This window comes from Curtobacterium flaccumfaciens UCD-AKU (genome assembly GCF_000349565.1).
GTDB classification, from domain to species: domain Bacteria; phylum Actinomycetota; class Actinomycetes; order Actinomycetales; family Microbacteriaceae; genus Curtobacterium; species Curtobacterium poinsettiae.
In genome coordinates this window covers 277,413-302,167 of the sequence record NZ_KB714620.1, presented here as the reverse complement: position 1 = coordinate 302,167, position 24,755 = coordinate 277,413, and the positions used below count along the sequence as shown (strand labels likewise).

Annotated in this window: 25 protein-coding genes and 4 tRNA genes; 14 read left to right on the top strand and 15 right to left on the bottom strand. The window is 70.8% G+C overall.

The window, feature by feature from the left end; all coding sequences use genetic code 11:
- Together H489_RS38235 and csrA are read left to right on the top strand one after the other, a co-directional pair.
- Positions 1 to 509 (top strand): hypothetical protein (locus H489_RS38235; RefSeq protein WP_413813396.1); only part of this gene is annotated, 509 nt, incomplete at its 5' end.
- A 4-nt stretch (positions 510 to 513) separates the two neighbouring features.
- A complete protein-coding gene (gene csrA / locus H489_RS29700) occupies positions 514 to 807 on the top strand; it encodes a carbon storage regulator CsrA (protein ID WP_017887429.1) in 294 nt (97 codons plus the stop codon).
- Between the two features lie 45 nt (positions 808 to 852).
- Here the strand turns inward: csrA and H489_RS29695 are convergent, their stop codons facing one another.
- Positions 853 to 3,003: an acyl-CoA dehydrogenase gene (locus tag H489_RS29695; protein ID WP_017887428.1), complete on the bottom strand. Its 2,151-nt coding sequence runs from the start codon at positions 3,001 to 3,003 to the stop codon at positions 853 to 855.
- Between the two features lie 198 nt (positions 3,004 to 3,201).
- Between H489_RS29695 and H489_RS29690 the strand changes: the two genes are divergently transcribed.
- Positions 3,202 to 4,668: a peptide MFS transporter gene (locus H489_RS29690; RefSeq protein ID WP_017887427.1), complete on the top strand. Its 1,467-nt coding sequence runs from the start codon at positions 3,202 to 3,204 to the stop codon at positions 4,666 to 4,668.
- 166 nt (positions 4,669 to 4,834) lie between these two features.
- On the opposite strand, the gene H489_RS29685 is transcribed toward H489_RS29690, so the two are convergent.
- The 5 genes from H489_RS29685 to H489_RS29665 form a co-directional block, all read right to left on the bottom strand.
- Complete coding sequence (locus H489_RS29685; RefSeq protein WP_017887425.1) at positions 4,835 to 5,122, bottom strand: hypothetical protein; 288 nt, start codon at positions 5,120 to 5,122, stop codon at positions 4,835 to 4,837.
- 603 nt (positions 5,123 to 5,725) lie between these two features.
- Positions 5,726 to 9,094 carry an ATP-binding protein gene (locus H489_RS29680; protein WP_017887424.1) on the bottom strand — a complete coding sequence of 1,123 codons (3,369 nt, stop codon included), beginning with the start codon at positions 9,092 to 9,094 and terminating at the stop codon, positions 5,726 to 5,728.
- Entirely contained in the window at positions 9,091 to 9,879 is a 789-nt protein-coding gene (locus H489_RS29675) for a DUF4194 domain-containing protein (RefSeq protein ID WP_017887423.1), read from the bottom strand. Before H489_RS29675 ends, H489_RS29680 begins: the two co-directional genes overlap by 4 nt.
- Positions 9,876 to 11,441, bottom strand: coding sequence for a DUF3375 family protein (locus H489_RS29670; RefSeq protein ID WP_017887422.1), 1,566 nt, complete (start codon positions 11,439 to 11,441; stop codon positions 9,876 to 9,878). The genes H489_RS29675 and H489_RS29670 overlap by 4 nt, the downstream gene beginning before the upstream one ends.
- A gap of 115 nt (positions 11,442 to 11,556) precedes the next feature.
- Positions 11,557 to 11,629 (bottom strand) — tRNA-Val (locus H489_RS29665).
- A 215-nt stretch (positions 11,630 to 11,844) separates the two neighbouring features.
- Here H489_RS29665 and H489_RS29660 point away from each other — a divergent pair.
- From H489_RS29660 to H489_RS29640, 5 genes are all read left to right on the top strand, one after another.
- Positions 11,845 to 11,916: transfer RNA gene (locus H489_RS29660), tRNA-Gly, on the top strand.
- 82 nt (positions 11,917 to 11,998) lie between these two features.
- A tRNA-Cys gene (locus H489_RS29655) sits at positions 11,999 to 12,072 on the top strand.
- A 47-nt stretch (positions 12,073 to 12,119) separates the two neighbouring features.
- Positions 12,120 to 12,194 (top strand) — tRNA-Val (locus H489_RS29650).
- Between the two features lie 407 nt (positions 12,195 to 12,601).
- Complete coding sequence (locus H489_RS36895) at positions 12,602 to 13,747, top strand: DUF1963 domain-containing protein (RefSeq protein WP_152427274.1); 1,146 nt, start codon at positions 12,602 to 12,604, stop codon at positions 13,745 to 13,747.
- Positions 13,748 to 13,893: 146 nt separating this feature from the next.
- Entirely contained in the window at positions 13,894 to 14,868 is a 975-nt protein-coding gene (locus tag H489_RS29640; protein WP_017887419.1) for a DUF6891 domain-containing protein, read from the top strand.
- On the opposite strand, the gene H489_RS29635 is transcribed toward H489_RS29640, so the two are convergent.
- Both H489_RS29635 and H489_RS29630 read right to left on the bottom strand, forming a co-directional pair.
- On the bottom strand, positions 14,865 to 15,854 hold the full coding sequence (locus tag H489_RS29635) for a hypothetical protein (RefSeq protein ID WP_017887418.1): 990 nt from the start codon (positions 15,852 to 15,854) through the stop codon (positions 14,865 to 14,867). The two genes, H489_RS29640 and H489_RS29635, sit on opposite strands and share 4 nt — an antisense overlap.
- 129 nt (positions 15,855 to 15,983) lie before the next feature.
- Positions 15,984 to 16,445 carry a hypothetical protein gene (locus H489_RS29630; RefSeq protein ID WP_152427273.1) on the bottom strand — a complete coding sequence of 154 codons (462 nt, stop codon included), beginning with the start codon at positions 16,443 to 16,445 and terminating at the stop codon, positions 15,984 to 15,986.
- 226 nt (positions 16,446 to 16,671) lie between these two features.
- On the opposite strand from H489_RS29630, the gene H489_RS29625 reads away from it, so the two are divergent.
- Positions 16,672 to 17,856 carry an MFS transporter gene (locus tag H489_RS29625; RefSeq protein WP_040419775.1) on the top strand — a complete coding sequence of 395 codons (1,185 nt, stop codon included), beginning with the start codon at positions 16,672 to 16,674 and terminating at the stop codon, positions 17,854 to 17,856.
- Positions 17,857 to 17,892: 36 nt separating this feature from the next.
- Here H489_RS29625 and H489_RS29620 read toward each other — a convergent pair whose 3' ends face one another.
- Positions 17,893 to 18,273, bottom strand: coding sequence for a hypothetical protein (locus H489_RS29620; protein ID WP_017887415.1), 381 nt, complete (start codon positions 18,271 to 18,273; stop codon positions 17,893 to 17,895).
- 233 nt (positions 18,274 to 18,506) lie between these two features.
- Here H489_RS29620 and H489_RS38230 point away from each other — a divergent pair, with 233 nt between their 5' ends.
- From H489_RS38230 to H489_RS36890, 4 genes are all read left to right on the top strand, one after another.
- Positions 18,507 to 18,644, top strand: a complete 138-nt coding sequence (locus H489_RS38230) for a hypothetical protein (RefSeq protein WP_156155266.1) — start codon at positions 18,507 to 18,509, stop codon at positions 18,642 to 18,644.
- Between the two features lie 33 nt (positions 18,645 to 18,677).
- On the top strand, positions 18,678 to 18,941 hold the full coding sequence (locus tag H489_RS29615; RefSeq protein ID WP_042537130.1) for a hypothetical protein: 264 nt from the start codon (positions 18,678 to 18,680) through the stop codon (positions 18,939 to 18,941).
- Between the two features lie 39 nt (positions 18,942 to 18,980).
- Positions 18,981 to 19,475, top strand: coding sequence for a hypothetical protein (locus tag H489_RS29610; RefSeq protein WP_017887412.1), 495 nt, complete (start codon positions 18,981 to 18,983; stop codon positions 19,473 to 19,475).
- A gap of 253 nt (positions 19,476 to 19,728) precedes the next feature.
- Positions 19,729 to 20,781: a BLUF domain-containing protein gene (locus tag H489_RS36890; RefSeq protein ID WP_017887411.1), complete on the top strand. Its 1,053-nt coding sequence runs from the start codon at positions 19,729 to 19,731 to the stop codon at positions 20,779 to 20,781.
- A 3-nt stretch (positions 20,782 to 20,784) separates the two neighbouring features.
- Here H489_RS36890 and H489_RS29605 read toward each other — a convergent pair whose 3' ends face one another.
- The 5 genes from H489_RS29605 to H489_RS29585 are packed head-to-tail and all read right to left on the bottom strand — an operon-like array spanning position 20,785 to position 23,951.
- A complete protein-coding gene (locus H489_RS29605; protein ID WP_017887410.1) occupies positions 20,785 to 21,282 on the bottom strand; it encodes a GNAT family N-acetyltransferase in 498 nt (165 codons plus the stop codon).
- Positions 21,283 to 21,298: 16 nt separating this feature from the next.
- Complete coding sequence (locus tag H489_RS29600) at positions 21,299 to 21,601, bottom strand: DUF4190 domain-containing protein (RefSeq protein ID WP_017887409.1); 303 nt, start codon at positions 21,599 to 21,601, stop codon at positions 21,299 to 21,301.
- Between the two features lie 35 nt (positions 21,602 to 21,636).
- Positions 21,637 to 22,275: a DUF1345 domain-containing protein gene (locus H489_RS29595; RefSeq protein ID WP_017887408.1), complete on the bottom strand. Its 639-nt coding sequence runs from the start codon at positions 22,273 to 22,275 to the stop codon at positions 21,637 to 21,639.
- Between the two features lie 51 nt (positions 22,276 to 22,326).
- Positions 22,327 to 23,502, bottom strand: coding sequence for a zinc-dependent alcohol dehydrogenase (locus H489_RS29590; RefSeq protein WP_017887407.1), 1,176 nt, complete (start codon positions 23,500 to 23,502; stop codon positions 22,327 to 22,329).
- Positions 23,499 to 23,951 carry a hypothetical protein gene (locus H489_RS29585; protein ID WP_152427272.1) on the bottom strand — a complete coding sequence of 151 codons (453 nt, stop codon included), beginning with the start codon at positions 23,949 to 23,951 and terminating at the stop codon, positions 23,499 to 23,501. Before H489_RS29585 ends, H489_RS29590 begins: the two co-directional genes overlap by 4 nt.
- Before the next feature lie 272 nt (positions 23,952 to 24,223).
- On the opposite strand from H489_RS29585, the gene H489_RS38755 reads away from it, so the two are divergent.
- Complete coding sequence (locus H489_RS38755) at positions 24,224 to 24,349, top strand: hypothetical protein (RefSeq protein WP_017887405.1); 126 nt, start codon at positions 24,224 to 24,226, stop codon at positions 24,347 to 24,349.
- A gap of 166 nt (positions 24,350 to 24,515) precedes the next feature.
- On the opposite strand, the gene H489_RS37745 is transcribed toward H489_RS38755, so the two are convergent.
- Positions 24,516 to 24,701: a hypothetical protein gene (locus H489_RS37745; protein WP_139179664.1), complete on the bottom strand. Its 186-nt coding sequence runs from the start codon at positions 24,699 to 24,701 to the stop codon at positions 24,516 to 24,518.
- Positions 24,702 to 24,755: the final 54 nt, after the last annotated feature.

Here is a 24,755-nt window from a genome sequence, read left to right as displayed (position 1 = left end):
TCGACCCGCGCCTCCAGGCCGCCGTCGACGCGGTCACCGAGACCCGGTCGGGAGGCCCGTCCCGCGTCCTCGACACGCCCTCGCCGGCACCGGTGGACCGGCCCACCGCACCGGCGGTGCGGTCCGCGGACGGCGACCTGGTGCTCCTGGTCGGGCGGCCGAACGACGTCGACGCGGCCGCCGGACTCTTCGCGGTGCGGCACGCGCTCCGGCCGACGGACGCCGCCGACCGCCGGGCAGCCATCTTGGCCCGGGCGGACGGCGTCCGTGACGGGCACGCCGTGCTCGCGGTCGCCGCGTGGGACGACCTTGCGACGAGCGACGGGCTGCAGGCCGACCAGGTGTGGGTCGTGGTCGACGTCGGGCGGAAGCCCGAGGACTCGGCCGCGATGGTGTCCGCGGTGGCGTCGCGGCTGCCCGTGGTCGGGGTGGTCGCGATCGGTGCGGGGGAGACCGCCACGCCCGAGTCGGCGGACCTGCTGGGGCTCCCCGTCGTGTCGCTAGGCTGAACGGGTGCTGGTACTCACGCGGAAGGTCGGCGAGCGGATCCTCGTCGGCGACGACATCGTCATCACGGTGCTCGACTCCCGGGGCGACGGCGTCCGGATCGGCATCGACGCACCGCGCGGCGTGAAGATCCAGCGGGAAGAGGTCGTGCGTGCGGTCGCCGAGGCGAACGCCGAGGCCGCTGCCGCCGGCGACGACGCCGAGGCGCAGCTGCGCGTGGCACTCGGGGTACGTGGCGGGGCTGCCGCCGACGGCCCGGCCTCGTCCGCGCCGTCCGACTCCGCGCCGACCGACTCCTAGTCGTCCGGAGCAGCCACGCCCGTCACGGGCGCGGCTGCGCGTCCGTCACGGACGGGGCTTCTTCTCCTGCTCCGGCAGGCGGCCGGCCGCGGCCTCGGCGGCGAACCAGGCACGAGCCTCGTCCTGTCGGGCCTGCTCGGCGCCGAGCGCGATCGGCGCACGGACGTGGCCCGGCTCGTAGCCGAAGGTCTCGAGCAGCTGCGGCACGATCGGACGCACCCGGGCGACGAGCCGGTCGACGTACGCCGACACCGCACGGGCACGCTGCGCCGACAGCCGGCCGTGCAGCAGGTACCAGTCCAGGTGCTGCTCGAGCAGGCCGAGCGCGAACAGGTCCCGCAGCCAGACGAGCACGCGGCGGGTGTCGCCCTCGGTCACCTCGTCGAGCGCCTCGGTGAAGGCGTCCCACTGCATGAGTTCGGCGTGGGCCTTGGACGCCTCGATGAGCTCGTGCTGCGAGCGGTTGAGCAGTCTGGCCGCGCGGGCGCGGTCCTTGCCGGCCGACGCCAGGCGCATCCCGATCTCGGCGACCATGGTGTCGACCCGACCGGCGAGCAGTTCGCGCTGCGTCCGGGGGTCCTGCAGGTCGGCGACGCTCGCGGCCAGCGAGCCGCGGTCGGCCACGGTCTGGCCGAGCCGACGGATGCCCGACGCGTCGGCGAGCTTCGACGCGGCGACGGCCGCCACGAACTTCGCGGTGGACGCCGGGTCCTTCGGGGCCTTCGCGCGGAACTCGGTGAGCAGGCGCTTGCCGACGAGCTGCAGCAGCACGGTGTTGTCGCCCTCGAACGTCACGTAGACGTCGAGGTCGGCGCGGAGCCCGGTCAGACGGTTCTCGGCGAGGAACCCGGCACCGCCGCAGGCCTCACGGGCTTCCTGCAGGGTGTCGAGCGCCGACCAGGTCGACATCGACTTGAACGCGGCCGCCTGGGTCTCCAGGTCCTCGCGTCGCTCCGGGGTGTCCTTCCGCCCGCTGAAGACGTCGTCGAAGGTGCGCAGGAGCTTCTCGTGCGCGAACGACTGCGCGAACACCGTCGCCAGGCGCGGGATCAGACGACGCTGGTGTCGGCCGTAGTCGAGCAGGACGCCCTCGGTGCCGTCGCCGGTCGGGAACTGGCGGCGCTGCATCGCGTAGGTCAGGGCGATCTGCAGCGCGATCTTCTGCGCGACGACCGCGGCGCCGTCGAGCGACACCCGTCCCTGCACCAGGGTGCCGAGCATCGTGAAGAACCGGCGGCCGGGCGAGGCGATCGGTGACGAGTAAGTACCGTCCGCGGCGACGTCGCCGTAGCGGTTCAGCAGGTTCGTGCGGGGGACCCGGACGTGATCGAACGCGAGCCGGCCGTTGTCGATGCCGTTCAGGCCGCCCTTCGGCCCGTCGTCCTCACCGCTCACACCGGGCAGGAACGCCCCCTCGGCGTCGCGGAGCGGCACGTAGAACGCGTGCACGCCGTGGTCGACACCCGCGGTCACGAGCTTCGCGAACACGACGGCGGCGTGCCCGTGCAGGGCCGCGTTGCCGATGTAGTCCTTCCACGCGCCACGGAACGGCGTGTGGATCTCGAACTCCTGGGTCGCGGGGTCGTAGGTGGCGGTCGTGGCGATGCTCTGGACGTCCGAGCCGTGGCCGGTCTCGGTCATCGCGAAGCAGCCGGGGACCTCGAACGAGACGATGCCCGGCAGGAATTCACGGTGGTTCGCCTCGGTGCCCAGGTGGTGCACGGCGGAGCCGAACAGCCCCCACTGCACCCCGGCCTTGATCTGCATCGACGGGTCGGCGACGACGAGTTCCTCGAATGCCGCGATGTTGCCGCCGTGGTTGTCCTGGCCGCCGAACTCGGCGGGGTAGGGGCGCTGGATGGCACCGGCGTCGACCAGGGTGCGGAGCTGCTCGAGTACGCGTGCCCGGTGCTCGGGGATCGGCTGGCCCTCGATCTTCTGCATCGCTGGGTCGAGCGCCAGGCGGCGGGAGATCCGGCGGTCCTCGGCCCAGCGTCCGAGCAGGAGCTCCTGCACCAGTTCGACGTCGATGTGGACGTCGGTGTCGGTGCCGGCGGTCGGGGTGCCCGCTGCCGGGTCGCCGGCGGCGTCGGCGTTCGGTGCAGCGTGCTGCGCGGCGTTCTTCGCGTCGACGTCCGGCGCGGTGTCGCTGCCGCTGGCGGGGGTGGTGCGCTGGGCGGGTGCGGTGTCGACCATGGGCGGAGTCCTCCTGAACTGCGGTGTCCGTGTTGCACCGTCCACGCTAGACACCCCTGCCGACAGTGGCGGGAACGCCGTGCGGGCCGCACAACCCCGTGTCGTCGGTGCCGTCACGGCGTCGTGGGAACCCTCCAAAGAGATGAGGCGTGTTCGACGATTGGGCGCGCCCGGCCGCCCGGGGGCAGACTTGCCGCCATGTCACGTACCACCCCCGCGGACCGCGAAGCCCGTCCCGGACGCACCTTCTTCGGGCAACCGTTCGAGCTGTCGACACCGTTCGCGGTGGAGCTCTGGGAGCGGTTCTCGTTCTACGGGATGCAGGGCATCGTCCTCATCTACATGTACTACTCCCTGACGCAGGGCGGTCTGGGGATCGACAAGGGCATCGCCACCGGCATCATGGGTGCCTACGGCGGCGCGGTCTACCTGTTCACGATCATCGGGGCGTGGATCGCCGACCGGCTGATCGGCGCGGACCGCACCCTGTTCGGCAGCGCGATCGTCGTGATGCTCGGGCACATCGCCCTCGCGCTCATCCCCGGGGTGGCCGGGGTCGGGGTCGGCCTCGTGCTGATCGCGCTCGGCTCCGGCGGGCTCAAGGCCACCGCCACCACGATCGTCGGCGGTCTGTACAGCCGCGAGGACCCCCGACGCGACGCCGGCTTCTCGCTCTACTACCTCGGCGTGAACCTCGGCGCGTTCTTCGGGCCGCTGCTCACCGGGCTGCTGCAGAGCTCGCTCGGCTTCCACTGGGGCTTCGGCCTGGCCGCGGTCGGCATGGCCGCCGGCCTGGTGCAGTACGCGATCCGGCGGAGGAAGCTGCCCGAGGTGGTCCGGCACGTCGCCAACCCCGTCGACCGTCGCCGGCTGCCCCTGATCGGTGCGGGCGTCATCGTCGCACTCGTCGTCATCGTCATCGCCGTGCTGACCGGCTTGCTGAACGTCGGCAACCTGCCCACCGTCGTCGTGGTCGTCGTCGTGCTGGCCACCATCGGGTACTTCGTCGTCATCCTGTCGAGCGGCATCACCCGCGACGAGCGGTCGCGCGTCTTCGCGTTCATCCCGCTGTTCATCGGCAGCGCCGTGTTCTGGTCGCTGTACCAGCAGCAGTTCACCGTCGTGACGGTCTACTCGGACCAGCGGCTCGACCGCTCCCTGTTCGGGTGGGAGATGCCGGTGTCGTGGGTGCAGTCGATCAACCCGATCTTCATCATCGTGCTGTCCGGGGTCTTCGCGGCCCTGTGGACGAAGCTCGGCGACCGCCAGCCGTCCACCCCGACGAAGTTCGCGCTCGGCACCGGGATCATGGGGCTCGCGTTCCTGCTGTTCCTGCCGTTCGTCGGCTCGGGCGAGAACGGCACGCCGCTGCTCGCACTCGTCGGCATCCTGCTGGTGTTCACCCTCGCCGAACTGCTGCTCTCGCCCGTCGGTCAGTCCGTCGCCACGAAGCTCGCGCCGCCGAAGTTCCAGACCCAGATGGTCGCGCTGTTCTTCCTGTCGGTGTCGCTCGGCACCGCCGTCACCGGGGTGCTGTCCCGGTACTACGACCCGTCGAACGAGGCCCCGTACTTCACGATCCTCGGCCTGGTCGCCGTCGCGGTGGGCGTGGTCCTGCTGATCCTGGCCAAGCCGGTGCTGCGGCTCATGCGCGGCATCCGGTAACCTGAGCGGAGCCACACGCCGAAGCAACCAAGGAGTCACCACCCATGCTCGAACTCATCGCAGGGATCATCATCGGCGTCGGCGTCCTCGGCGGCGTCGGGTGCTGCATGGCCGTCGCAGCCATGATGAAGAGCGGCTCCGAAGAGTACTGAGTCCCTGACCCGGACTACTCGCCGCTGTCGGTCGTGACCGGCACCAGCTGACGACTCAGGACGGTCGCGCGCTCGAAGGGGCCGCGGCCGTCCTTCGTGTACACGGGCTCCTCGAACGCGACAGTCCACGTGCGCTGTGTCCCGCCGATCTGGCTCCCACCGGGAGCCACGATCACCCCGATCGGCTCGTCGGCCCACTGCTCGCCACCCTTATCGGTATCGATGACCTGCACGAGGGCACCGATGCCGAGACCGGCAGCGTCGTCGGGGCGGGGACTGGGGGAGCGGCGGCGTCCGAACACGCCATCACCGTAGCGTCGGGCGGTCAAGGAACGTCTGTGCGGCGCCTGCCGACACGCTGACGGCCCCGCTGCCGGGTGGTCAGGACACCCCGCCGTGCGAGCGCCGAGCGGTCGCAGACCGTCGGCGACGCGGCCTCCATCCGACGGTTTGTGACCAGCGCGCGAAGGTGAGCGGGGTGTTGTGACCTGCCCACCAGCGGCCGGGAGGTGCGTGGCGGGCCCGCGCCGCGCCTCCCGTCGGTCGGCGGTCACCCCCCAGGACACCCCGTCGGCATCGCGTCGGGTGGTCACGAAGTGTCGACAGCGGCGCCGCGAGGCGTCACTTCGTGACCAGCGCGCGAAGGTGAGCGGGGTGTTGCGACCGGCGGGACGGCGGCCGGGAGGTGCGTGGCGGGCCCGCGCCGCGCCTCCAGACCGTCATCGTGACCCCAGGACACCCCGCCGGGTGGTCAGGACACCCCGTCGGCATCGCGGCGATTGGTCACCAACTGTCGGCTGCGGCGCCGCCAGGCGACAGTTCGTGACCACTCGGCCAACCTGAGCGGGGTGTTGCGACCACCCCGCGGTCAGCCCGCGACCAGTCCGCGACCACCCCCGCCCGCGTCAGACGGCGACCGGCTCCACCCGGGCGATCTCGGTGATGGACGAGTGGCCCGTCTCGGGGTGCTTCCGCATCGACAGCAGCCGCTCCATCGACGGTTCGAGCGCCGTGACCTTGTCGAGCGGCGCGCTCACGACGAGCTGGAACCCGAGCCGGAGCCACGCGGTGACGGCACGGCCGGCGAACTCCGAGTCCGCCTTGATGAACGCCTCGTCGAGGAAGACCGGCGCGAACCGGGGCCGGGGACGGGTCTCGTCACCGAGCTGGTAGCGCAGCGCGGCGCCGACGATGAACGCCACGAGCTCCTGCGTCTCACCACCGGACTTGTCACCGAGCGACGAGTACACGCCGAGGTCGTTGCCGTCGGTGTCGTACCGGACCGCCGTGATCTCCATGTGCCGCCGGACGTCGAGCACCGCGTCGCGCTGGGTGGTGCGGCCACGGGCGGCGTCCGGGTCGGGCCGGATGACCGCCATGAAGCGCCGGAACCGTCGGAACCGGGTCTCGAGCACGTCGTCGGTCAGCTCGGTGTCGACCGAGGCGGACAGGGCGCGGAGCTCGCGGCGGAACGCGGTGACGTCCTCGCGGGTGACCCGGCGGATCTGGATCTTCAGGCGGTCCCGGTTCGCGCCGAACGGCAGCTCCCGCAGGATCTCGTTGACCGGCTCGAGGCGCTCCTCGATCTCGACGACGGCGCGGTCGAAGGCGCCGGCGAGCGGGACGAGGTCCTCGCCGCTCCACTGCGACAGCCGTCGACGCCATTCGCTCCGACGCGCGTGCAGGCCGGTCGCCACGATCTGGTCGAGGATCGCGTGGTAGTCCGGGTACGACGCGACGCCCGTGCCGAGGTTCGGGTCGGGCCAGGCGTCCTGGTACCGCTGGAACGTCAGCGTCAACGAGGTCGAGGCCGCCGCAGCGCCGTCCAGGGCCTGGGAGAGCCGCTCCTCGAGCCGGCGCTTCAGCCGTCGGGTGGCGTCGTCGAACCCGTCGACGCCGTCCGGCGCACCGATCTCCTCGAAGGTCTCCTCGAGCAGACGGGACTGCTGGTCGTCCGGCAGCGAACCGGGCGAGGACTCGAAGCGCTCCAGGATCTCGGCGGCGGCGTCCTGGCCGTCGACGAGCACCGCGTGGCGCTCCTCGAGCCGCTGCACGGACAGCCGTGCGGCGGAGCGGCGGTCGGCAGCCTCGTCCAGCGACTTGCGCAGCCGCGCGACCGAGGCCCGGAGCGTCCGGAGGCCGTCGTCGGCGGCGAGCAGTGCCTGCCGTTCCTCGTCGAGCCGGGCGAGGGAGGCGCCCAACCCGTCGACGTCGATCGCGGCCCACGTGGCGTCGACCACGTGCTGGTGGGCGGCGCGGAGCACGTCGAGCGCGGTGAGGTCCTGTGCGACGTCGGTGCGGCGTGCCTCGAGCGTCGCGAGGTCCTCGGCGATCGAGGCGAGCTCCTGCTCGACCGCGGCGACACGGGCCTCGTTCGTGAACCCGATGACGTTCGATTGCCGGCGGTCACCGTGCGCGCCACGACGGCCGTCGCGCAGCTGCCCGGACTCGGTGACCCGGCGGCCACCACCGCCCAGGTCCGATGCCGAGGCGACACAGCGGGCATCGGTGCGGTCCGACTCGATCCGCTCGCGCACCCACGTGCTGAACGGCGACGGCTTGATCGCGAGCTTGCCGGAGACCATGGCCGGGTCGCCGTCGAGGTCGAGGTGCGGGCCGGTCGGCACACCCTCGAACTGCACGCGAACGGGCAGGCGCAGTGCGTCGATCGCCTCACTGAAGTCGCCGAGGCGGTCCTGGTCGACGAGCAGCGTGCGGGCGACGGGCGCCAGGACGGACTCGATGGCCGTGCGCCAGCGCTCCTCGCCGGGCAGCACGTCGAGCAGTTCCGCCACGAAGGGCAGCTCGGCCGGGTCGATGCCGGCGGCACGCGCCATCGCGAGCCGGGCCTCGTGCATCGGCAGCGGCATGGCGCCCTGCCGGTGCTCGAGCGACTGGCGCTCCTGGCGCAGGGAACGTTCGCGGTCGAGGAGCGGGTACTCCTCGCGGGTCAGGGCGTCGCGCCGCTCATCGAGCGCGGTGCGGGCGTCGGCGTACGACCCGAGGAACTCGTGCGAGCTGCGCTGCGCGGCAGTGAAGTCGGCCTCGGTCGCGACGGACGTGCCCAGCACGGCGGTCCGTTCGTCGAACGTCGCCCGGGTCCGGACGACCCCGTCGCGCTCCCGGGTGAGCCGCTCGATGCGGTCCTCGAGCTGGGCGAGCGCGTTGCCGCCCTGGTCGCGGAGTCGGGCCTCGGCGTCGCGCAGCTCGATCTCGACGGCGGCGTGCCGGGCTTCAGCCGCGGCCACCTCGGCGCGCGATGCCGTGCGCTCGCGAGCGTTGCGCGACACCTCGGCGTCGAGCAGGTCACGCTTCCGCGAGGCCGTCCAGTGCGCGAACGGCGACACCTCGGCACCGGTGGCGATGCCGTCCAGGGCCGCTGCGGCCTCGGTCGCGCGCGAGATCTCGTCGTGCAGGTCGGTGATGGGGGAGAGGATGCGGACCTTGCGCTCCTCGGTGTCCATCGCCTCGTACGCCTCGTCGAGGGCGGAGAAGTGCGCGAGCGCCCGGTCGGCCGCCTCGTACGTGCCGGGGGTCTCGAGCACGAGCGACTTGTACAGCGCGTCGACCGTCGGCAGGTGCTGGCCGGCCTGGATCCGCGCGAGCAGGCGCATCGCCCGGTTGCCGCCACCGGAGTCACCGATGCCGAGCCGCGTCTGCAGCGTGTACGCGAGCTCCTGGTAGGTGTCGCGGATGACGAGCCCCGGCACGCGGCCGGTCAGCTCGAGGTGGTGGAACCGCGACGGCACGAACTCCTCGAGCCGGCGCAGGTCGAAGGTGTCGTCGACCGTCGCCATGGTCATCTGGATGTCACCGACCCCGCGGGCACGCTTCGGCACGATGTACGCGCGCAGCACCGTGAAGCGTCGCTCGTCGTCGTTCCGGAACGTGACCGCCGCCGCGCCCCACGTGGTCTGGTCGTCGCCGCGCAGGTTCACGTCGCGCAGGCTGCCGGTCTCCGGGTCGCGCCGGGTGTCGACCTTGCCGCGCAGGTACGTGAGCAGGTTGCGCTGGTCGGCGCTGCGGGCGCGGCCGGTGGTGGCGTCGTTCGAGGCGCCGTTGAACGGCACGTCGGACGGCATCATCACGGCCAGGTAGGCGTCCATCAGCGTGGACTTGCCGGTGCCCGAGGCACCGGAGATGAGCGTCGCCGTGCCGGACAGTTCGACCTGCCGGTGGCCGTGGAACCCACCCCAGTTGACGACCTGCATCGACTCGGCGCGCCACTGCGCGACCGTGTCGAAGAGCGCCGGGATCTCGAACGTGTCGGTCACGCTTCCGTCTCGCCTTCGTCGTCGGTGTCGGTCTCGGCTTCGCCGTCTGCCGGGAGGCCCGGGTCGTCCCCGTCGGTCGGCTCGCCGCCCGGGGCGGTCGCCTCGTCCTGCGCGGTGGTGGTCCGCAACCAGGCGTCCAGTTCGAGCAAGCGCTCCAGGGGGAGCAGCACCTCGACGACGCTCGCCACCCGGAAGCGGTCCGGGTCTGACGTGCGGATCAGGATGCGCGCCGTCACGAGGCGCTCGATCGCCTTCGCGACCCGGCCCTCGTCGCGGGTGCGGTCCGTCGCGGTCGCCGGACGGAAGCCCGCCACGTGCCCGAGGATCTCGGAGCGGTCGACGACGACCTGGTCCGGGCCCGGTCGGGCGTCGGCGCGCAGACGCATCCGCAGGTAGACGAGGACGATCGTCTCCTCGCGGGTGTACGGCAGGTCGCGGAGCAGTGTCGGGAACGTGCGGCGCTGGCTCTCCGACCGGGCCTGGCGCTTCCAGGCGACCTCGCGGTCACGGTCGACGTGCAGCTCGAGGAACAGGTCGTTCAGGCGCGACCGCAGCTGGTACTCGGCGTCGAGCACGGCACGCCACTCGTCGGGGTGCGTGCGGGAGCTGACGTACGAGTGCCGGAGCAGCGCCACCAGGGCGCGCCGCTGGTGCTCGTCGAGCCGGCCCTCGTCGCCCTCGAAGAGGGCGAAGCTGGACTCGTCACGCTCGTCGTCCTGCATCACGGATGCGGGGTCGTCGTAGGGGACCGTGTCGTCGACCGGTGCCGGCGTCGTGTCGCTCACCGTGCCTCCTGTGCGTTCTCGTCGTGTGCGTCGCCGACCGGAGTGCGCTCGTCGTCGAGCGCAGCGATGGGCATCTGGAAGGTGATCGCGGTGCCGTCGGGACGCACCGTCCAGTGCTCGGCGACGTGGGCGGCCGACTCGAAGTCCTCGTGCCCCGTCAGCAGGTGCGCGAGGCCGAAGAGCTCGACCGGCCGGCGCTGCTCGGGTGGCAGCCCGTGGAACGCGTCGACGCTGGAGTCGGCCTCGGCGAAGCGCAGCGCCGCGCGCAGCTCGGTCAGCAGCGGCCCGCCGTGCTTGCGGAGCATCTCGACGTCGAGGTCCTCGAAGACGTCGTCGTCGGGCTCCTCGATCGGCGGCGGTACGGACTCGGCGTCCGGATCGTAGAAGCGCTCGCGCAGCGTGCCGACCTCGGCGGCCGCAGGCAGGAGCGGCAGCGGGATCCGGTCACGTGCGCCGCCCTGGTCCATCAGGGTGGCGAGGCCGCGGTTGATCGAGCGGAGCACGGCGTCGAGCTCGCGGTCGCGCACCACGTCGTGGGCGACGATCTGGTCGCGGAGCGTGGCGGTGAGCTGACGGCGCTGGGCGAGCACGTCCTCGATGCCCTGGCGCAGGATCGTCACGGTGTTGCGGAAGGCTCGACGCTCGCTAGCTCCGAGGCCCTGCGCGAACGGGTGCGCCAGGATCGTCGCGATGTCATCGCGGAGCCGCAGGAGCAGTGCGTCGTCGCGCAGCAGTTCGAAGGCGCCCTCGAAGGCACGGCCCTCGGGTGTTGCCTCCATCAGGTTGTCGGTGCGGGCCAGGTAGTCGTCGAGGATCTCGCCGATCGGGCGGACCTCTTGCCGGAAGTCTTCGACGATCGAGCGGTGCATCGTCGCGACCGCCTCTTCCACGCGCTTGAAGTCGCTCGGGAGCTGCCGGATCAGGTCGGAGATGTTGGTGTACCCGTCGCGCATCCGGTCGTCGTCCACCGCCACGACGTCGTCACCGTGCTCCAGGCGTGCACGCTCGGACTGCAGCTCGGCGATCTGGGCGTCGATCCGTCGGATCTGCACGTCGGGGTCCGGCTCGGCACGGGCCGCCCACCGGTGCACCGCGTCGACGATCATCGCCAGCCGGCTCTCGCTGATCAGGGCGCGGTCGGCCGACAGGGCGTCGACGAGGCTCAGCGCTTCGAGCGCGTGGCTCGTCAGGGAGTACTGCTCGTCGCCGTCGGGGGAGTTCGAGCGGACGAGCCACTGGGCGCCGACCCACTCGCGGCACAGGGCGCGGCCGTTCGGGCGGGCCTCCTGCTCACCGTCGGACTGTTCGGTGTCGGCTTGTCTACTGGCCGTCGGCACCGCCTGGTCGCTGGCGGGCACGCGGGCACCCGCTGCCTGCAGGCGCGCAACGTGCTCCTCGACCTGCAGGTGCATGCGGTCGGCGGGGACGTACTGCACGTCGCGGTCGAAGACCGTGCGGAACACGGCGAGGACCGTGGCGCTGGTCGGCCGGGACATGAGCCGCAGGGTCGGACGGTCGAGGACCGCTCGGACCCGGGCGAACTCGAGGTCGACGTCGGTCATGCGCCCCTTCGTCCGATCGTGCTGGTGGTCTGGCCCGCGTGCTGCGGCCTGATGAGATGACAAGAGCCCGACGCTGCTGCGTCGGGCTCTTGTCAGTGGTGTTCGTGTTGCTGTGTGGGCGATACCAGACTCGAACTGATGACCTCTTCGGTGTGAACGAAGCGCGCTACCAACTGCGCCAATCGCCCCCTGCACTGTTCGTGCGGATCGATACTAGCGGAAGTCCGGCGACGCATCGAACACATCGCGCGGCCCGGGTGTGGCGCGCTGTCCGCAGGGGGCGCCGAACCGCCCCGATCCGCATGAACTCGGGGGACACGCCCGGTGAACGGGAAGGATTTTGGTGGAAGTGCCCCGGTGCGTATAGAGTTTACGTCGTCGCCGCGACAGCGGAACGACAAGTGCGGATGTGGCGCAGTGGTAGCGCATCACCTTGCCAAGGTGAGGGTCGCGAGTTCGAATCTCGTCATCCGCTCGAGTGTGGGTCTTCTCGAAGGCCCGTGACTCACCAGAGGGTATCCCACCGTTCGGGTACTCACGGAGACGTGAACCTCGATGGTGGGGTGGCCGAGAGGCTAGGCAGCGGCCTGCAAAGCCGTCCACGCGGGTTCGAATCCCGTCCCCACCTCCAGATCCACCCTCCAAGACCTTGATGGACTCCGGTCCACACAGGGACTTGGGCGATTGGCGCAGCGGTAGCGCGCTTCCCTGACACGGAAGAGGTCACTGGTTCGATCCCAGTATCGCCCACCACCACGGAGCCCCCGGCAGGACCACCAGGTCCGGTCGGGGGCTTTCGTCGTTCCAAGGGTGGCCGGATGGGCCGGTCCGCGGACCCGGCACGGATCCGGCGACGGCGACTCCGTCGGCGGTCTTCGCTGCATCGGTCTGACTCGAGCTGTTGTGCTCGTGTCGGCCCGTTGCTTCCCGACATCTGATCAGCGGCTGCGTGGGTGGAGCGCTCGAGTGGGGTTGGCAGGCGACCACCGGCATGGCGGTAGCGTGGAGGGACAGCACTCTCGGGGGAGCAGCATGAGCACGTACCGTCCACACCGACACCGTCCGTCCGCGGGTGTCCTCACCGGTGCAGACGCCGCCGCATCGTTCGTCGGCGTGGCAGTCTCCGCCGTCGTCTCGCGTCACACGCTCGGTCCCCGCCGTTGACAGCGGATCTGCCGCCGGACGTCATCATCGACACCAGCGCTGCTGCTGCGGTGCGCACCCCGCCGGGCCTGCGGGTGTTCGGCGCCGTGTACACACTCGTGTACACCCTCGGCGTCATCGCCTACATCGCCCTCTCCGTGTACTACGACGCGTTCGACTACCGCAGTCAGAGCCAGTCGTCCCTCCTCGCGGCCGTGTGGGTGCTCCCGTTCCCCATCGTCGCGCACCTGCTCCATTTCGTCCTGTACCGGAGCGGCCGCCAGCGCCGGCAGGCGATCGCTCGGCGAACCGCAACCCGGATCGTCTCCGAGGCAACTGGCGCCGGGTACCCACTCCTGGACGCCTGGCAGGTCGAGCGGATGCTCCTGGCGGAGGACAACGGCCCTGCCCCGTACACCGGGACAGGGAAGGAGCCCTACCAGTCCCTCCTGCGATGGGACCTCCCCACCGACGACCCGTCCTTCGTCGTCGCCGCCATCCGCAGCGGCACGCCGGAGAGCATCCGCCTCAGCGCCGCGTCGTCGTCGACCCGGAGTCACGACGCTGTCGCAGTACGTCGAACCCGAGCCGGTGTTCGGCTCCTCGGCGCGTACCGGTCGGACCTCACCGCACCGTTGGTGTCCTCACGACTCGGCGGGCAGCCCAGCGTTCCCGACGGCTTCGACTGGCCGACGTGCGCTGAACACCACGAGCCGATGCAGTTCACCGCGCAGCTCGAGCACGACGGCAGCCTCATCCTCGTCTTCATCTGCCAGGCAGACCCGGGCTCCTGCCCGTCCTGGGACCCGTACGCCGGGTGCAACGCTGCCATCGTCGTCGGTGGACGCGACCTGCACCCGGCCGGACGGCCGGCATCATCGTCCGGCACCGCCGTGATGGCCGGTGCACCGTGGCTCCTCGGCGTGCACCAGGCAGCCGCGGACGACTACTCCGACGCGTTGGCCGAGGCGCGCGCCGACGGTGTCACCGTCGCCGGCCAGTGGGGCGGGAGACCGGCGTGGATCCAGAACGACGAGACTCCGGACGGATACCGGTTCGTCGCGATGCTCGACGAGGACCCCCTCGGCGTGAACTTCGGCGGCGGATCCGCGTACGTCTTCGCCGACGGCCACGGTCACGCGAAGGTCCTCACGCAGACGTAGACCGCGAACCGCAAGATTCCGCTCCGGTCGACCGTCTCGAGCCAGCGTCACCGGCCTGCCGGTGCAGGACCTCGAGCTGCTGCACCACACTCCCGGACCGGTCCGCGTCCCGGCGGCGCGAGACCAGCGCCGCATAGGATCCGTCCGTGGGGATCTTCGACAAGTGGCGGCGGCGGAAGCCGGACGACAGCATCGACCAGACCGACTACGACATCCTCGACGAGGTCGAACCCGACGAGCAGATGATCGACGAAACGGTCACCGAGCAGATGTTGCCCGGGTTCCGCCGCTTCGACGACGTCGTCGAGACAGTCGTCGAATGGTACGAGGACGACGTACCGGACGTTGACGAGCTCCGCCGCACCGTCCTCGCGCGCACCCGGCTCATCTGGGATGCACGCCGGCAGGAGGAGGCAACCTGGGACTGGCGCAGCAGCCAGTACGACCGTCTCCAGTTCGCCTTCGCGGAGCTCGCCCGTGACGGCTTCGTCACCGGGATGAACCTCGGCGTCGACCAGAGCGACGGGTTCCTGGAAGCGCGTGACCGGCGAACACCGGACCAGACAGCGCCCGACGGACAGCGAGAGTGGGCGTACGTGTTCTTCCATGAGCAGGACACGGACGGGCTCGCCCTGGAACGGTGCGTTCTGCGCCTCGCGTACGGGTCGTTCCGCCCAGCGCCTGACATCGACCCCGACCTGGTCGCGAAGTCGATGCTCTCCACCCGCGGTGAAGCAGCCGTCAACGAACGGTCCCAGCTCACCGCAGGGGAACGGGTCGCCAGCGTCCTCTCCGACCGAGGACTCGACATCGACTGGGACGGCACCCCCAGCAAGCGCATCGGCGTCGTCATCGACCAGTGGCGGAAACCGCTGCCGTTCACCGACCTGGACGAAGCTCGCGCGGTGGTCGCCGACGAACGCCTGCGGGTCCTCTGGCCCGGCGAGCGGGGAACCGCCGACGCGACAGCGCTTGACGAAGAGGGTGACCGCTGGCACGTCTGGGCAACCGACGAGAAAGCCGGCGCCTGGTCCGACGGCTCCTGGCACGACGACGTCGGCGACGCACTCGACCGGTTCATCAGCACCGCCCGGTCGACCCAGCGACGTCCGCTGCGCTAGCTTCGGCGAGCTCGACCAGCAGCACGCCCCCACATCGCAGCAACGCTGACGAGGACGACTGCTCCAGCGATGGTCGCCCACAGCATGCTGTCGGAGAACATGCCGACGATGAGCCACGTCACGACTGCGAACGTCACCGCGATCGCCACCATCCAGTGCCACGGCCACACGTTCGCCTGCGCTCGGGCCTTCCGAGCTGCGGCCAAGGCCGCGACCTGCCAGAGGTCCTCACCATGGATCCCGTAGCGGCCGGCCCACTGCCGCTCGTTGATCCACGAAGGTCTCGGCACCCGAGGCGTCTCCGCCTGACGGTCGACGCGTGCATCGTGCGGCGCGGATGGTGCCGCCCGGCTCGGAGCCGGCAACGGCACCGGTTCGTCACGCGGCAACGAAGACCCGCCGTACATCCATTCACCACCGAGCAGGAACGACCGGCCTGGCTCGTCTGCTGTCGCTGCCCGGTGGAAGTCGGACACCCGACCCTCAGCGGTCCGTCGAGGGTCGTCCCATTGGTCCGCGTCAGCGAGGACGTCGGCGACGTACCGGCTGAGTTCCGTTTCATCGCCCCACGACGCCGTGACCAGCTCGTCGAGTTGCAGTCGGATGACGGGGTTCGTTGTCCGCTCCGCCACCGAGGTGACATCCGAGAGGAACCGGTTCGCGGGCTCAGCGAACTCCGGCCACACGGCGACCACCGCTGGCAGCCGCGTTCGGAACGCCTCAGCAGCGGTGGGCCAGGGCACGACGACATCGGTGAGGCCCGGGCTCTCGTCTTCACCAGCTGCAAGCGCTGCGAGGAGCCGGTCAGCGTGCGCTGCAAACCAGGGTTCGGGAACGAGCCCCATCCACAGGAACGGCAGGAGCCACTGCACTTCCCACTCACCGGTGACCGCGTCCAGGTCGACCTCGCCGGCGCGGACAGCCGGGTCGTCTCCCGCCGTCGTCGACGAAGCGGCCAGCACGTTCAGCGTCACGGAGTTCCCCACGAACCGACCCTATCGACCGGTCGGACGTGGCCGTCGCCACCTCAGACGAACTCGAGTACATCCCCCGGCACCGGCGCCGACACCCCTCTTTCCCGTTGACAGTCCCGACGGGCGCTGGTCGTGGTCCGGCTAGGCCCCGGCGTCGTCGACGACGTCCGCTGCTGTCGGCTCTGCCGTCGTCCTGGTGCGGTCGAGCCGCCACCGTGCGATCGCCGCGGCGATGCCGGCGGCTACGGACGCGATGAGCGGCCACGTCGAGAGGTCGTCCCCATCGTTCATGACGAGGAAGAGCGCGAGGCAGGCTGCCGCGAGCGCGCCGGCGAGCAGGGAGTGTGCGATGGCATGGACGAGGCGGCTCCGGACTCGCATCAGGGCTCGGCCGAGTCCGTGGGAGAAGGGGATGGAGGCGATGCCGCCGATGGCTGCTCCGATGCCGGTGAAGATGAGCGAGGCCGGCACGAAGAGGGAGAGGGCGATGGGGTTCCACCACGCGACGGCGATGACGGTGGCGACCGGCGCGGTGAGGAGCGTCATCCACAACCAGCTCTTGACGATGAGCTCGGTGGTCTCTGCGGAAGTCCACTGTTTCATGCCACCCATCATGCGTCGCGGTCGCTGACGATTCGTCAACGTCATGTCGATCGAGGCCGAACAGTGAGGGTTTCGACACGCTTGATCCGAGGCTGCGCCACCCCGTGGACACCGCAGACACACCGGCGAAGGGATGGCCGATCGTGGACGAGGCAGAGCGTCACGCAGTCACGAGGAATGATCGTGAGCGTTGGCGGTCCGGCCCGTGGTCGGCCAAGGTGAGCACGTGACCGCCCCGTCGACGACCACTGCCCCTCGGCTCGCGCCGCTGTACGCCGCAGGGTTCGTGACCGCCTTCGGGGCAAACAGCATCGCCGCAGCGGTCGGCGGCGAGCACCTCGAACTCGGCCTGACGCTCGCGTGGCTCGGGCTCTTCCTGGCGCTCTACGACGTCGCCGAACTCGTCCTCAAGCCGGTCTTCGGCGCACTGTCCGACCGCATCGGGCCGCGACCGGTGATCGTCGGCGGACTCGTCGTGTTCGCAGCGGCCTCACTCATCGACGTCTTCGGGACCGGACCGTTCTGGCTCGGCCTCGCGCGTCTGCTGCAGGGTGCCGGCGCCTCCGCGTTCTCGCCGGCATCGTCCGCCGCGGTCGCCCGTCTCGTGCCGGCGAACCGTCGGGGGACGTACTTCGGTCGGTACGGCTCGTGGAAGGGTCTCGGCTACGCCGGGGGACCGGTCATCGGTGCACTCGTGGTGCAGTTCGGCAGCACGCAGTGGCTCTTCGGGATCCTCGTCGTGATGGCCCTGGTGACCGCGGTGGCGGTGTTCGTCGCCGTCGAGCCGATCGTGCCCCTGCCCCGGCAGCGGGCCACGCTCGCCGTGATGGTCCGAGCGGCCACGGACCGCCAGTTCCTGATCCCGGTCGTCGTGCTGGCCGTCGGCAGCGCTGCGATCGGCGCGCTGACCGGGATGCTCCCGGCGCTCGGCACCGAGGCCGGCATCCCGCTCCTGGTTTCGACGCTCGCGGTCGCCGTCCTCGCCGTGACGTCGTCGCTCGTGCAGCCCGTCGCCGGTCGACTGCACGACGCCGGGCGCCTCGGTACCGGGGTCGCGGGTGTGGCCGGGACGGCCGCGGTTGCCGCGGCCTTCCTGGTGGTCGCCGTGGCACCCTCGGTGGTGGCCGTCTTCATCGCGGCCCTGCTCGCCGGGGCCGGTGTCGCCACGCTGACGCCCGTTGCGTTCGCGCACCTCGCCGGGACGACTCCGCCGGATCGGTTCGGTCGCACCATGGGCTCCGCGGAGCTCGGGCGCGAGACCGGGGACGCCGTCGGACCGCTCGTCGTCGGTGGTGTCGGCAGCGCGATCGGGCTGCCGTTCGGGTTCGCGGCCTTCGCGGTGGTGGCGCTGGTCGGGACGCTCGTGGCATCGCGGTTGCCGTCGAAGACCGACTCGGCACAGGACGCGTAGGGATCGACGAACCCCATCGGGAGCTACGCGTAGGGGTCAGCGGACACCGTCCCGTACGCATTCGTCCGACGTCGACGATCGCGGTGGGCAGCGCCCCAGCGAGCCACTGCGAGCGCGAGCAGCGCGGCGGACACCCCGGCGAGCAGCCACAACCACGCGGTCGTCCTCGATGAGCAGCCGCAGGGCCAGCACCCCGAGCGGTGCCGCGACCAGGATCCGTCGGAGCTCGCGCCAGGACGGCTTCCACAGCGTGGTGAGACCCTTCTTCCACCGACCGACCACGACGTACGCGATCACACATCCCGGGATGCAGAGGCCGAGCCAGTTCACGATCGCCTCGACCCCGTCGTCGTAGAACGGATGCGCCACTTCGCGGAGGACGCCGCCAGCAGCAGCAGCGACGAGCAGCACCCACATGCGCGCTTCCCAGCGGCGAGGGTGCCACCAGGGCGTGCGCCACAACGGCACTCGCTCGCGGACCACCGGCATCGCGGCTCCTCCCCGGTCGGGCGTCCAGCCTATGCGCGACGACGATCGACGACGGGCCCGAGAGTCTGCCGTCCCTGGCGGGGGCACGGCCTTCCGCGTACGGTGTGACGGGAAGAGTCCGACACCGCAGGTCGGTCCGACGAGGGGGCACCATGAGGATCTTGAGCATCGTGGCACGGGGGCTCGGAGCGTTGCTCACGACGGTCGCGAAGACGATCGGCGGGATGCTGGGCGCGAAGCCGTACATCGATTCCCACGCGGCCGAGCTCCTGCCGCGTCGTGAGGACTACCGCCCCTAGGGGCTCGCACCAGGCCACTGGTTGGATGGTCGCATGACTAACGCCCCCGGGACGGCTCCGCACCGGGGCTCGGTCATCTTGCTCTCGGTGTTGGTGATCGCCTCGTGGACGGCCGCCGTCGTGGTGCCGTTGCTCACGCTTCGGCTGCTCCTGGGTGTCGGTGCGCCGCACGACCGGCTGGTGACGATCGGGTTCGCGTCGTTCCTGACCTTCGCCTTACTCGCAGCCGGACTGACCGTGGGACTGGTCATCCTCCGCCGATCGCGCATGGCCGGAGTGCGTCAGCCGTCACCGTAGGATCGTCGTGCCGGATCCGGCACGACGGGGGAGCACCTGATGGAACAGCGCACCGAACAGCGCACACGACCGCGGGTCGTCACGGTCGCCGTGGCGCTCTGGTGGGTTTCCGTCGTCATCAGCCTCGCGGCCGCGGCGCCCGGCATCGTCGTGTCCATGCGCGAAGCCGGCGGCGCGATCATCGGGGCGTCGCTCGGGCTCCTCTTCGTCCTCGCCTGGTCGGCACTGTTCCTGTGGCTTGCGACGCTGATGGGACGAGGCTCCGGGAACGCGCGACTCTGGCTCGCGATCATCGCCGGGCTGACCGCCTGCAGCGCGGTGATCACCATCGCCACCGACGGCATGGACCGGAGCCTCGTCGACGCCGTCTGCATCGTCGTCGCGGCGGTGCTCAGCTACCTGCCGAGCGCACGACCGTTCTTCCCGCGGGATGCACGGCGTCCTCGAGCAGCCGAACCCCGCACGGTCGGATGGGACCCGACGACGGGTGACCGCATCGTCGAGACGCCTGGAACAGGCGACCGCGCAACCTGACGTGCGCCACGAGCGCCACGAGCGACCGCCGGAGAACGAGCGTTCCCCGTAGTGGGGGTACCGCCGAGGACCGTCGGATGGTTCCATTCAGAGGTCGGCATCCTCCGGGTGCCGGACAGCCACGGACCGTCTTGCGTCGCAGTGAAGGTGGTCACCGCTGGTTACGGTGACCACGAGGTGCCGTCGAGTCGATTCGGGTTCGACACGGCGGCGCCTCCCACACCGGGGGACCGTCCGACCAGGAAGCAGCACCATGCGATCACTCGTCTACACCAGCACCCAGACCCGTCCGATCACGGATTCCGAACTCGCCCAGATCCTGGCGGTCGGCCGCGAGAAGAACACACGACTCGGTGTCACGGGCATGCTCGCGCACCGCGACGACAACTGCATCGGCATCATCGAGGGCGAGGACGACGTCGTCCGGCAGCGCTTCGACCAGGTCCAGGCCGACCCGCGGCACACGAACGTCCGGGTGCTGCTCGACGAGCCGATCGCCCGGCGCTCGTTCCCGGACTGGTCGATGGCGTTCCAGTCGCTCGACCCGCTGATGCAGGACGTTCCCGGGTTCAGCGACCTGTTCACCGCCGGTCGTCCGACCGACCCGGCGTTCGGGGCGTCCCGCGCACGTGCGCTGCTGGACTGGTTCCGGAAGCACCCGCTGGCACCGCTGACGAACCAGAACGCCGCGGACGAGGAAGTCCCGCGCACCCGGGCGATCAACGGCGCCATCGCCGTCCTGCACGACGGTGGACTCTCACGCTTCTCGCTCGAGGACGTCGCGTCCCGGTCGGGGATGCGGCAGGCGGAGATCCTCGAGCTGTTCCCGTCCGAGCCCGCGCTGCTCGCTGCCGCCGTGATGCGGTGGACCCGGGCAGTGTCGGCCCCGCTGCTCCCGCTCGCCGGCGAAAAGGGGACGGTGGCGTTCCTGCACGCGCTGCTCGCGGCCCACGCCGAGGATCCGGCCCTCATGCGCTTGATCGCCGCCACGCTGGCCGTCTCCACCGACCCGTCCACCGACGGTGCCGACTACTACCGGTCGGCCTACCTGCAGTTCCGCGAGACGGTCCGGACCGCGCTGCAGCGAGACGTCCACGCCGGCCGTGAGCCCGCGACCATGGACCCGATCCGCGGCGCGCAGCAGCTCGTCGCACTGTTCGACGGGCTCCGCCTGCAGGCGCTCCTGACGCCGGACACCGACGTCGTCGACGCCTTCGACCGCGCCGCCGCCCGGATGCGGCGCGGTTGGTCCGAGCAGTACGAGGCCGACACCGTCTGGGACCTGTCGGCTCCCGTGGCGGACTGATCCTCAGCGCGCCAGCCGGACCGTCAGCGGGATCGGTCCGAACGCCGATTCCGCGCCGTCGGGCGTGAAGCCGTTCCGCTGGTAGAAGGCGTGTGCCCGAGGGTTGTCCGCGGCCGCCCACAGCGACGCCGGACGATCGGCGAGCAGGTCGTCGAGCAGCGCCTGGCCGGTGCCGGTTCCGTGCGCGCGGGCGAGGACGTACAGCATCGTCAGTTCCTCGGGTGGGGCGGCCTCGGGTCCGGGCGTCGGCTGCACGGCAGCGAAGCCGATGACGCCGGTGTCGTCGAGCGCAACACGCACGCCCCGGCACGTCGAGGGGTCGGCGAGCATCGACCGCCACATGTCGTTCCGCCGACCCACGTCGAACCACGGGTTCGTGTCCGGATCGTCGACGAACCGGCCGTACGTCTCACGCCACGAGGCCGCGTGCACGTGGGCGATCGCCCCGGCATCGTGGACCGTCGCCGATCGGATGGGCATCGCGCCGTCGTGGTTCCCCATGCCGGAAGGCTAGCGATCAGAGCCGCAGGTCCAGGTCGAGGATCCCCGCGCCGCCGAGGAACAGCGGCACGATGATCCCGAACAACGTCAGCGTCGCCCCGATCAGGATCGCCGCGAACGCGATGCCGTCACCCCGCTCACCGGTCAGCCGCACGTCGCGCCGCGCGATGAACCCGACGACGAGACCGCCGATCGGCGCGACGAACGCGAGAGCGATCGCCACCACCGCAAGCAGGCTGAGGGGCGGTAGCGGCACGGCTGCCGATGCGGGGAACCCTGCGGCGTTCGGCGCGGTCTGGTCAGGAGCGAGGTCGGTCACGTCGGTCAGCCTAGGGTCGACGAGGATCCCTCCGCTCACCCCTGACCGAGGTTCGTCACCAGATTGATGGCCACCGCGATGAGCACCGTTCCGAAGAAGTACGACAGCAGCGCGTGCGGCAACGCCTTCCGCCGGGTCTCACTGTCGTCCGGCTCGACCTCTGGTGCCGCGTACGACATGCCGATCGTGAAGGCGAAGTAGGCAAAGTCGCTGTAGGTCGGTCGCCCGTCCTGCTTGACGTCGAACCCGCCGCCCCGGTGGTCGAGGAAGAAGGTCCGGGCGTACTTCAGGGCGTAGACCGTGTTGACCAACGCCCACGCGACCATCGTGCCGAGCACACCCAGGATGACCGCCGCGACCGAAGCCGGATCTCGCGCCTGGCTGGCTTCGCTCAGCGCCAGGACGACGGCGGCGAGACTCGCGAAACAGGCCACGATGAGCGCGTTGTCACTGACCCGTGTCTCGGACTCCTCGCGTGCGAGACGCTCGGTGCCGTCGGCGTCCTGGCGCCAGCACTTGTGCCAGACCTGGACCAGCGCGATCAGGCCGGCCGTGCACCAGGCCGCGAGCGGCCCGAGGGACGGAGCCCCGGTGAGGGTCAACGCGACCCCGACCAGGACCCCGATCCCCACGGTGACGAGCGCCCGGCGCGTGGAGAGAATCCGATCGTTCATCGTCGTGCCTTCATGATCGTTCCTTCCTCCGCTCCGTTGCGTGGTCGGTCGTCACACGCCGGGGGTGAAGACGGCCCTGACGCAGCCGTCGTCCTTGTTCTTGAACATCTCGTACCCGCGCGGCCCTTGCGACAGTGGCATCACGTGCGTGGCGAGGTGCTCGGTGCTGATCTCTCCCGCGGCGATGCGGTCGAGGATCATCGGGATGTAGCGGTGCCCGTGCTGCTGGGCGCCGCGGACCGTCATGCCCTTGTTCATGATCGCGCCGAACGGGAACTTGTCGACGAGCCCACCGAAGACCCCGAGCGAGAACAGGCTGCCGCCCTTCCGGCAGGCGTAGATGGCCTCGCGCAGGGCGGTCGGCCGGTCGGTCTGCAACCGCAGCTGCTGCTTGGCGTGGTCGTACAGGTACAGCGGTCCGGTACCGTGCGCTTCCATGCCGACGGCCTCGATGCAGACGTCGGGACCCCGACCGCCGGTGCGTTCCTTGAGTTCTGGGAGCACGGCGTCGCTCGTGTAGTCGAGCGTCTCGGCACCGATGTGCTCGCGCACCTGTCGCAGCCGTTCGGGCAGGCGGTCGATCACGATCACCTGCTCGGCGCCGAGGAGCATCGCCGCACGAGCGGCCATCTGGCCCACACCTCCGGCGCCCCACACTGCGACGGTGTCACCCGGGGTGATCCCGGCCAGGTCGGCTCCGGTCCACCCGGTGGGTGCGGCATCGGAGGCGAACAGGGCGGCCGTGTCGGACACGCCGTCGGGGACCGTGAACGCCCCCTGATCGGCGTAGGGCACGCGGACGTACTCGGCGTGGCTGCCCGCGAACCCGCCGAGCGCGTGGCTGTAGGCGAAGCATCCGCCGATCGACGATCCCCACATCGCCTCGGTCAAGCCCGGGTTCGGGTTGCCATTGTCGCAGAGTGAGAACTGCCCGTGGGTGCAGTACCAGCACTGCCCGCAGGCGATGAACGAGCAGACGACGACCCGGTCGCCCACCTTGTGCTTCGTGACGGCCGATCCCGTCTCGACGACCTCGCCCATGAACTCGTGCCCCAGGACGTCACCGGATCGCATGGTCGGGATGTACCCGCCGAGCAGGTGCAGGTCCGACCCGCAGGTGGTGCTCAGACGCACCTTCAGGATCACGTCGTGATCGTTGAGGATCTTCGGGTCCTCCACCGTCTCCACCGCGGTCTCGTTGACCCCGGTCCAACAGAGCGCCTTCACAGCACACCCTCCTCGTTGCTCCGTCTCGTTGCCACGTCCACCAACGCGCCGGTGGGTGTGGCCTTCCGTCGGCCGTGCGAGACCGGATCCGCCCGGAGCACCTCGCCGACCTCGATGAGTTGCTTCGCCTCGCGCAGCGCGGCCCGCAACCGGCCTCGTGCATCCGGGGCGCCGCCTCGGAACCGGGCACGGAGCTCGGTGCCGCGATCGCCGGGCGCGGGACGGGCCTCCACCTCGACGTCCTGCCCGAACGCCGTGAGCGGCGCGGGGACTCGTCCGCCTGGCAGCACCGCGTCCCGCCCGCGGTTCACCGTGACCGCGTGCCAGCCGGAACGCGGTTCGGCCAGCACCTTCCGTGCGGGCCCGGGTGCGCCGCGTCGGCGGCGCGAGACCACGATGCCGACAGCAGCCGTCACCATCGCAGCGGCGGCGAGGTTCCGGGCCCTCATCGTGGTGTCCCAGCGAAGAGTCGGTCAGCAGCGGGCGCGTTCGCGCCCCACCGCCGGGGGTTCGTGTATTCCATCGCGGCCTCCTTGATTCGCATCGGTGCGGATCACGGGACGGGAGCGACGACCGCGCGATCGTGCCGGTCGGGACCACGGAGTCGCTCCTGTCGATCCACCATGAGCGTGGCTGCCCTGACGCCGTCCCGGGATTGTCCGTGATGCGCTGACCGTTCAACGGCGGGGATGTCGGTCGCCGGTGAAGGCCGCGGCTCCCGGTGATCGACGCGCCCGTCGCGGTGGCCGACGAGGTCGCGGTGTTCGTCGCGAAGCGCGCCGAACGCGCCGAGCGCGCCGAGCGCTCCGGGCTGACGACCGACCGATCGGAGTGCTGTGGCAGGTGACGGCAGCGAGACGGACGGGAGGCCCGGTTCCAGCCGGCACCGGGCCTCCCGTCCGTCCCGGGGTCGCGTCGCAGAGCCGCACCGTCAGTGCCCGACGCTGCCCGCGCTCGCTGAGGGTCCTCGGACGCTTCAGTCGTGCCGGTACTCGTACGTCGGGTCGGGGCGTTCACGATCCCCGACCCGGAAGCCGAGGCTCCTGCCGCCGCAGGACGATGGTGCTGCCCCCGTCCGGCGTCAGGGTCCAGGTCCCGACCGGGTCGGCCATCGGCTCGAAGAACGACGAAGAACAGCCCGTCGCCGTGAGCAGCGTCGCCGCAGCGAGCACTGCGGCCGTCGGCAACGTGGTGCGCATCGCACCCCCTCGCCTGCCCCCGACGTCGAGCCTACGGGTCGATGCCGCTGGTCG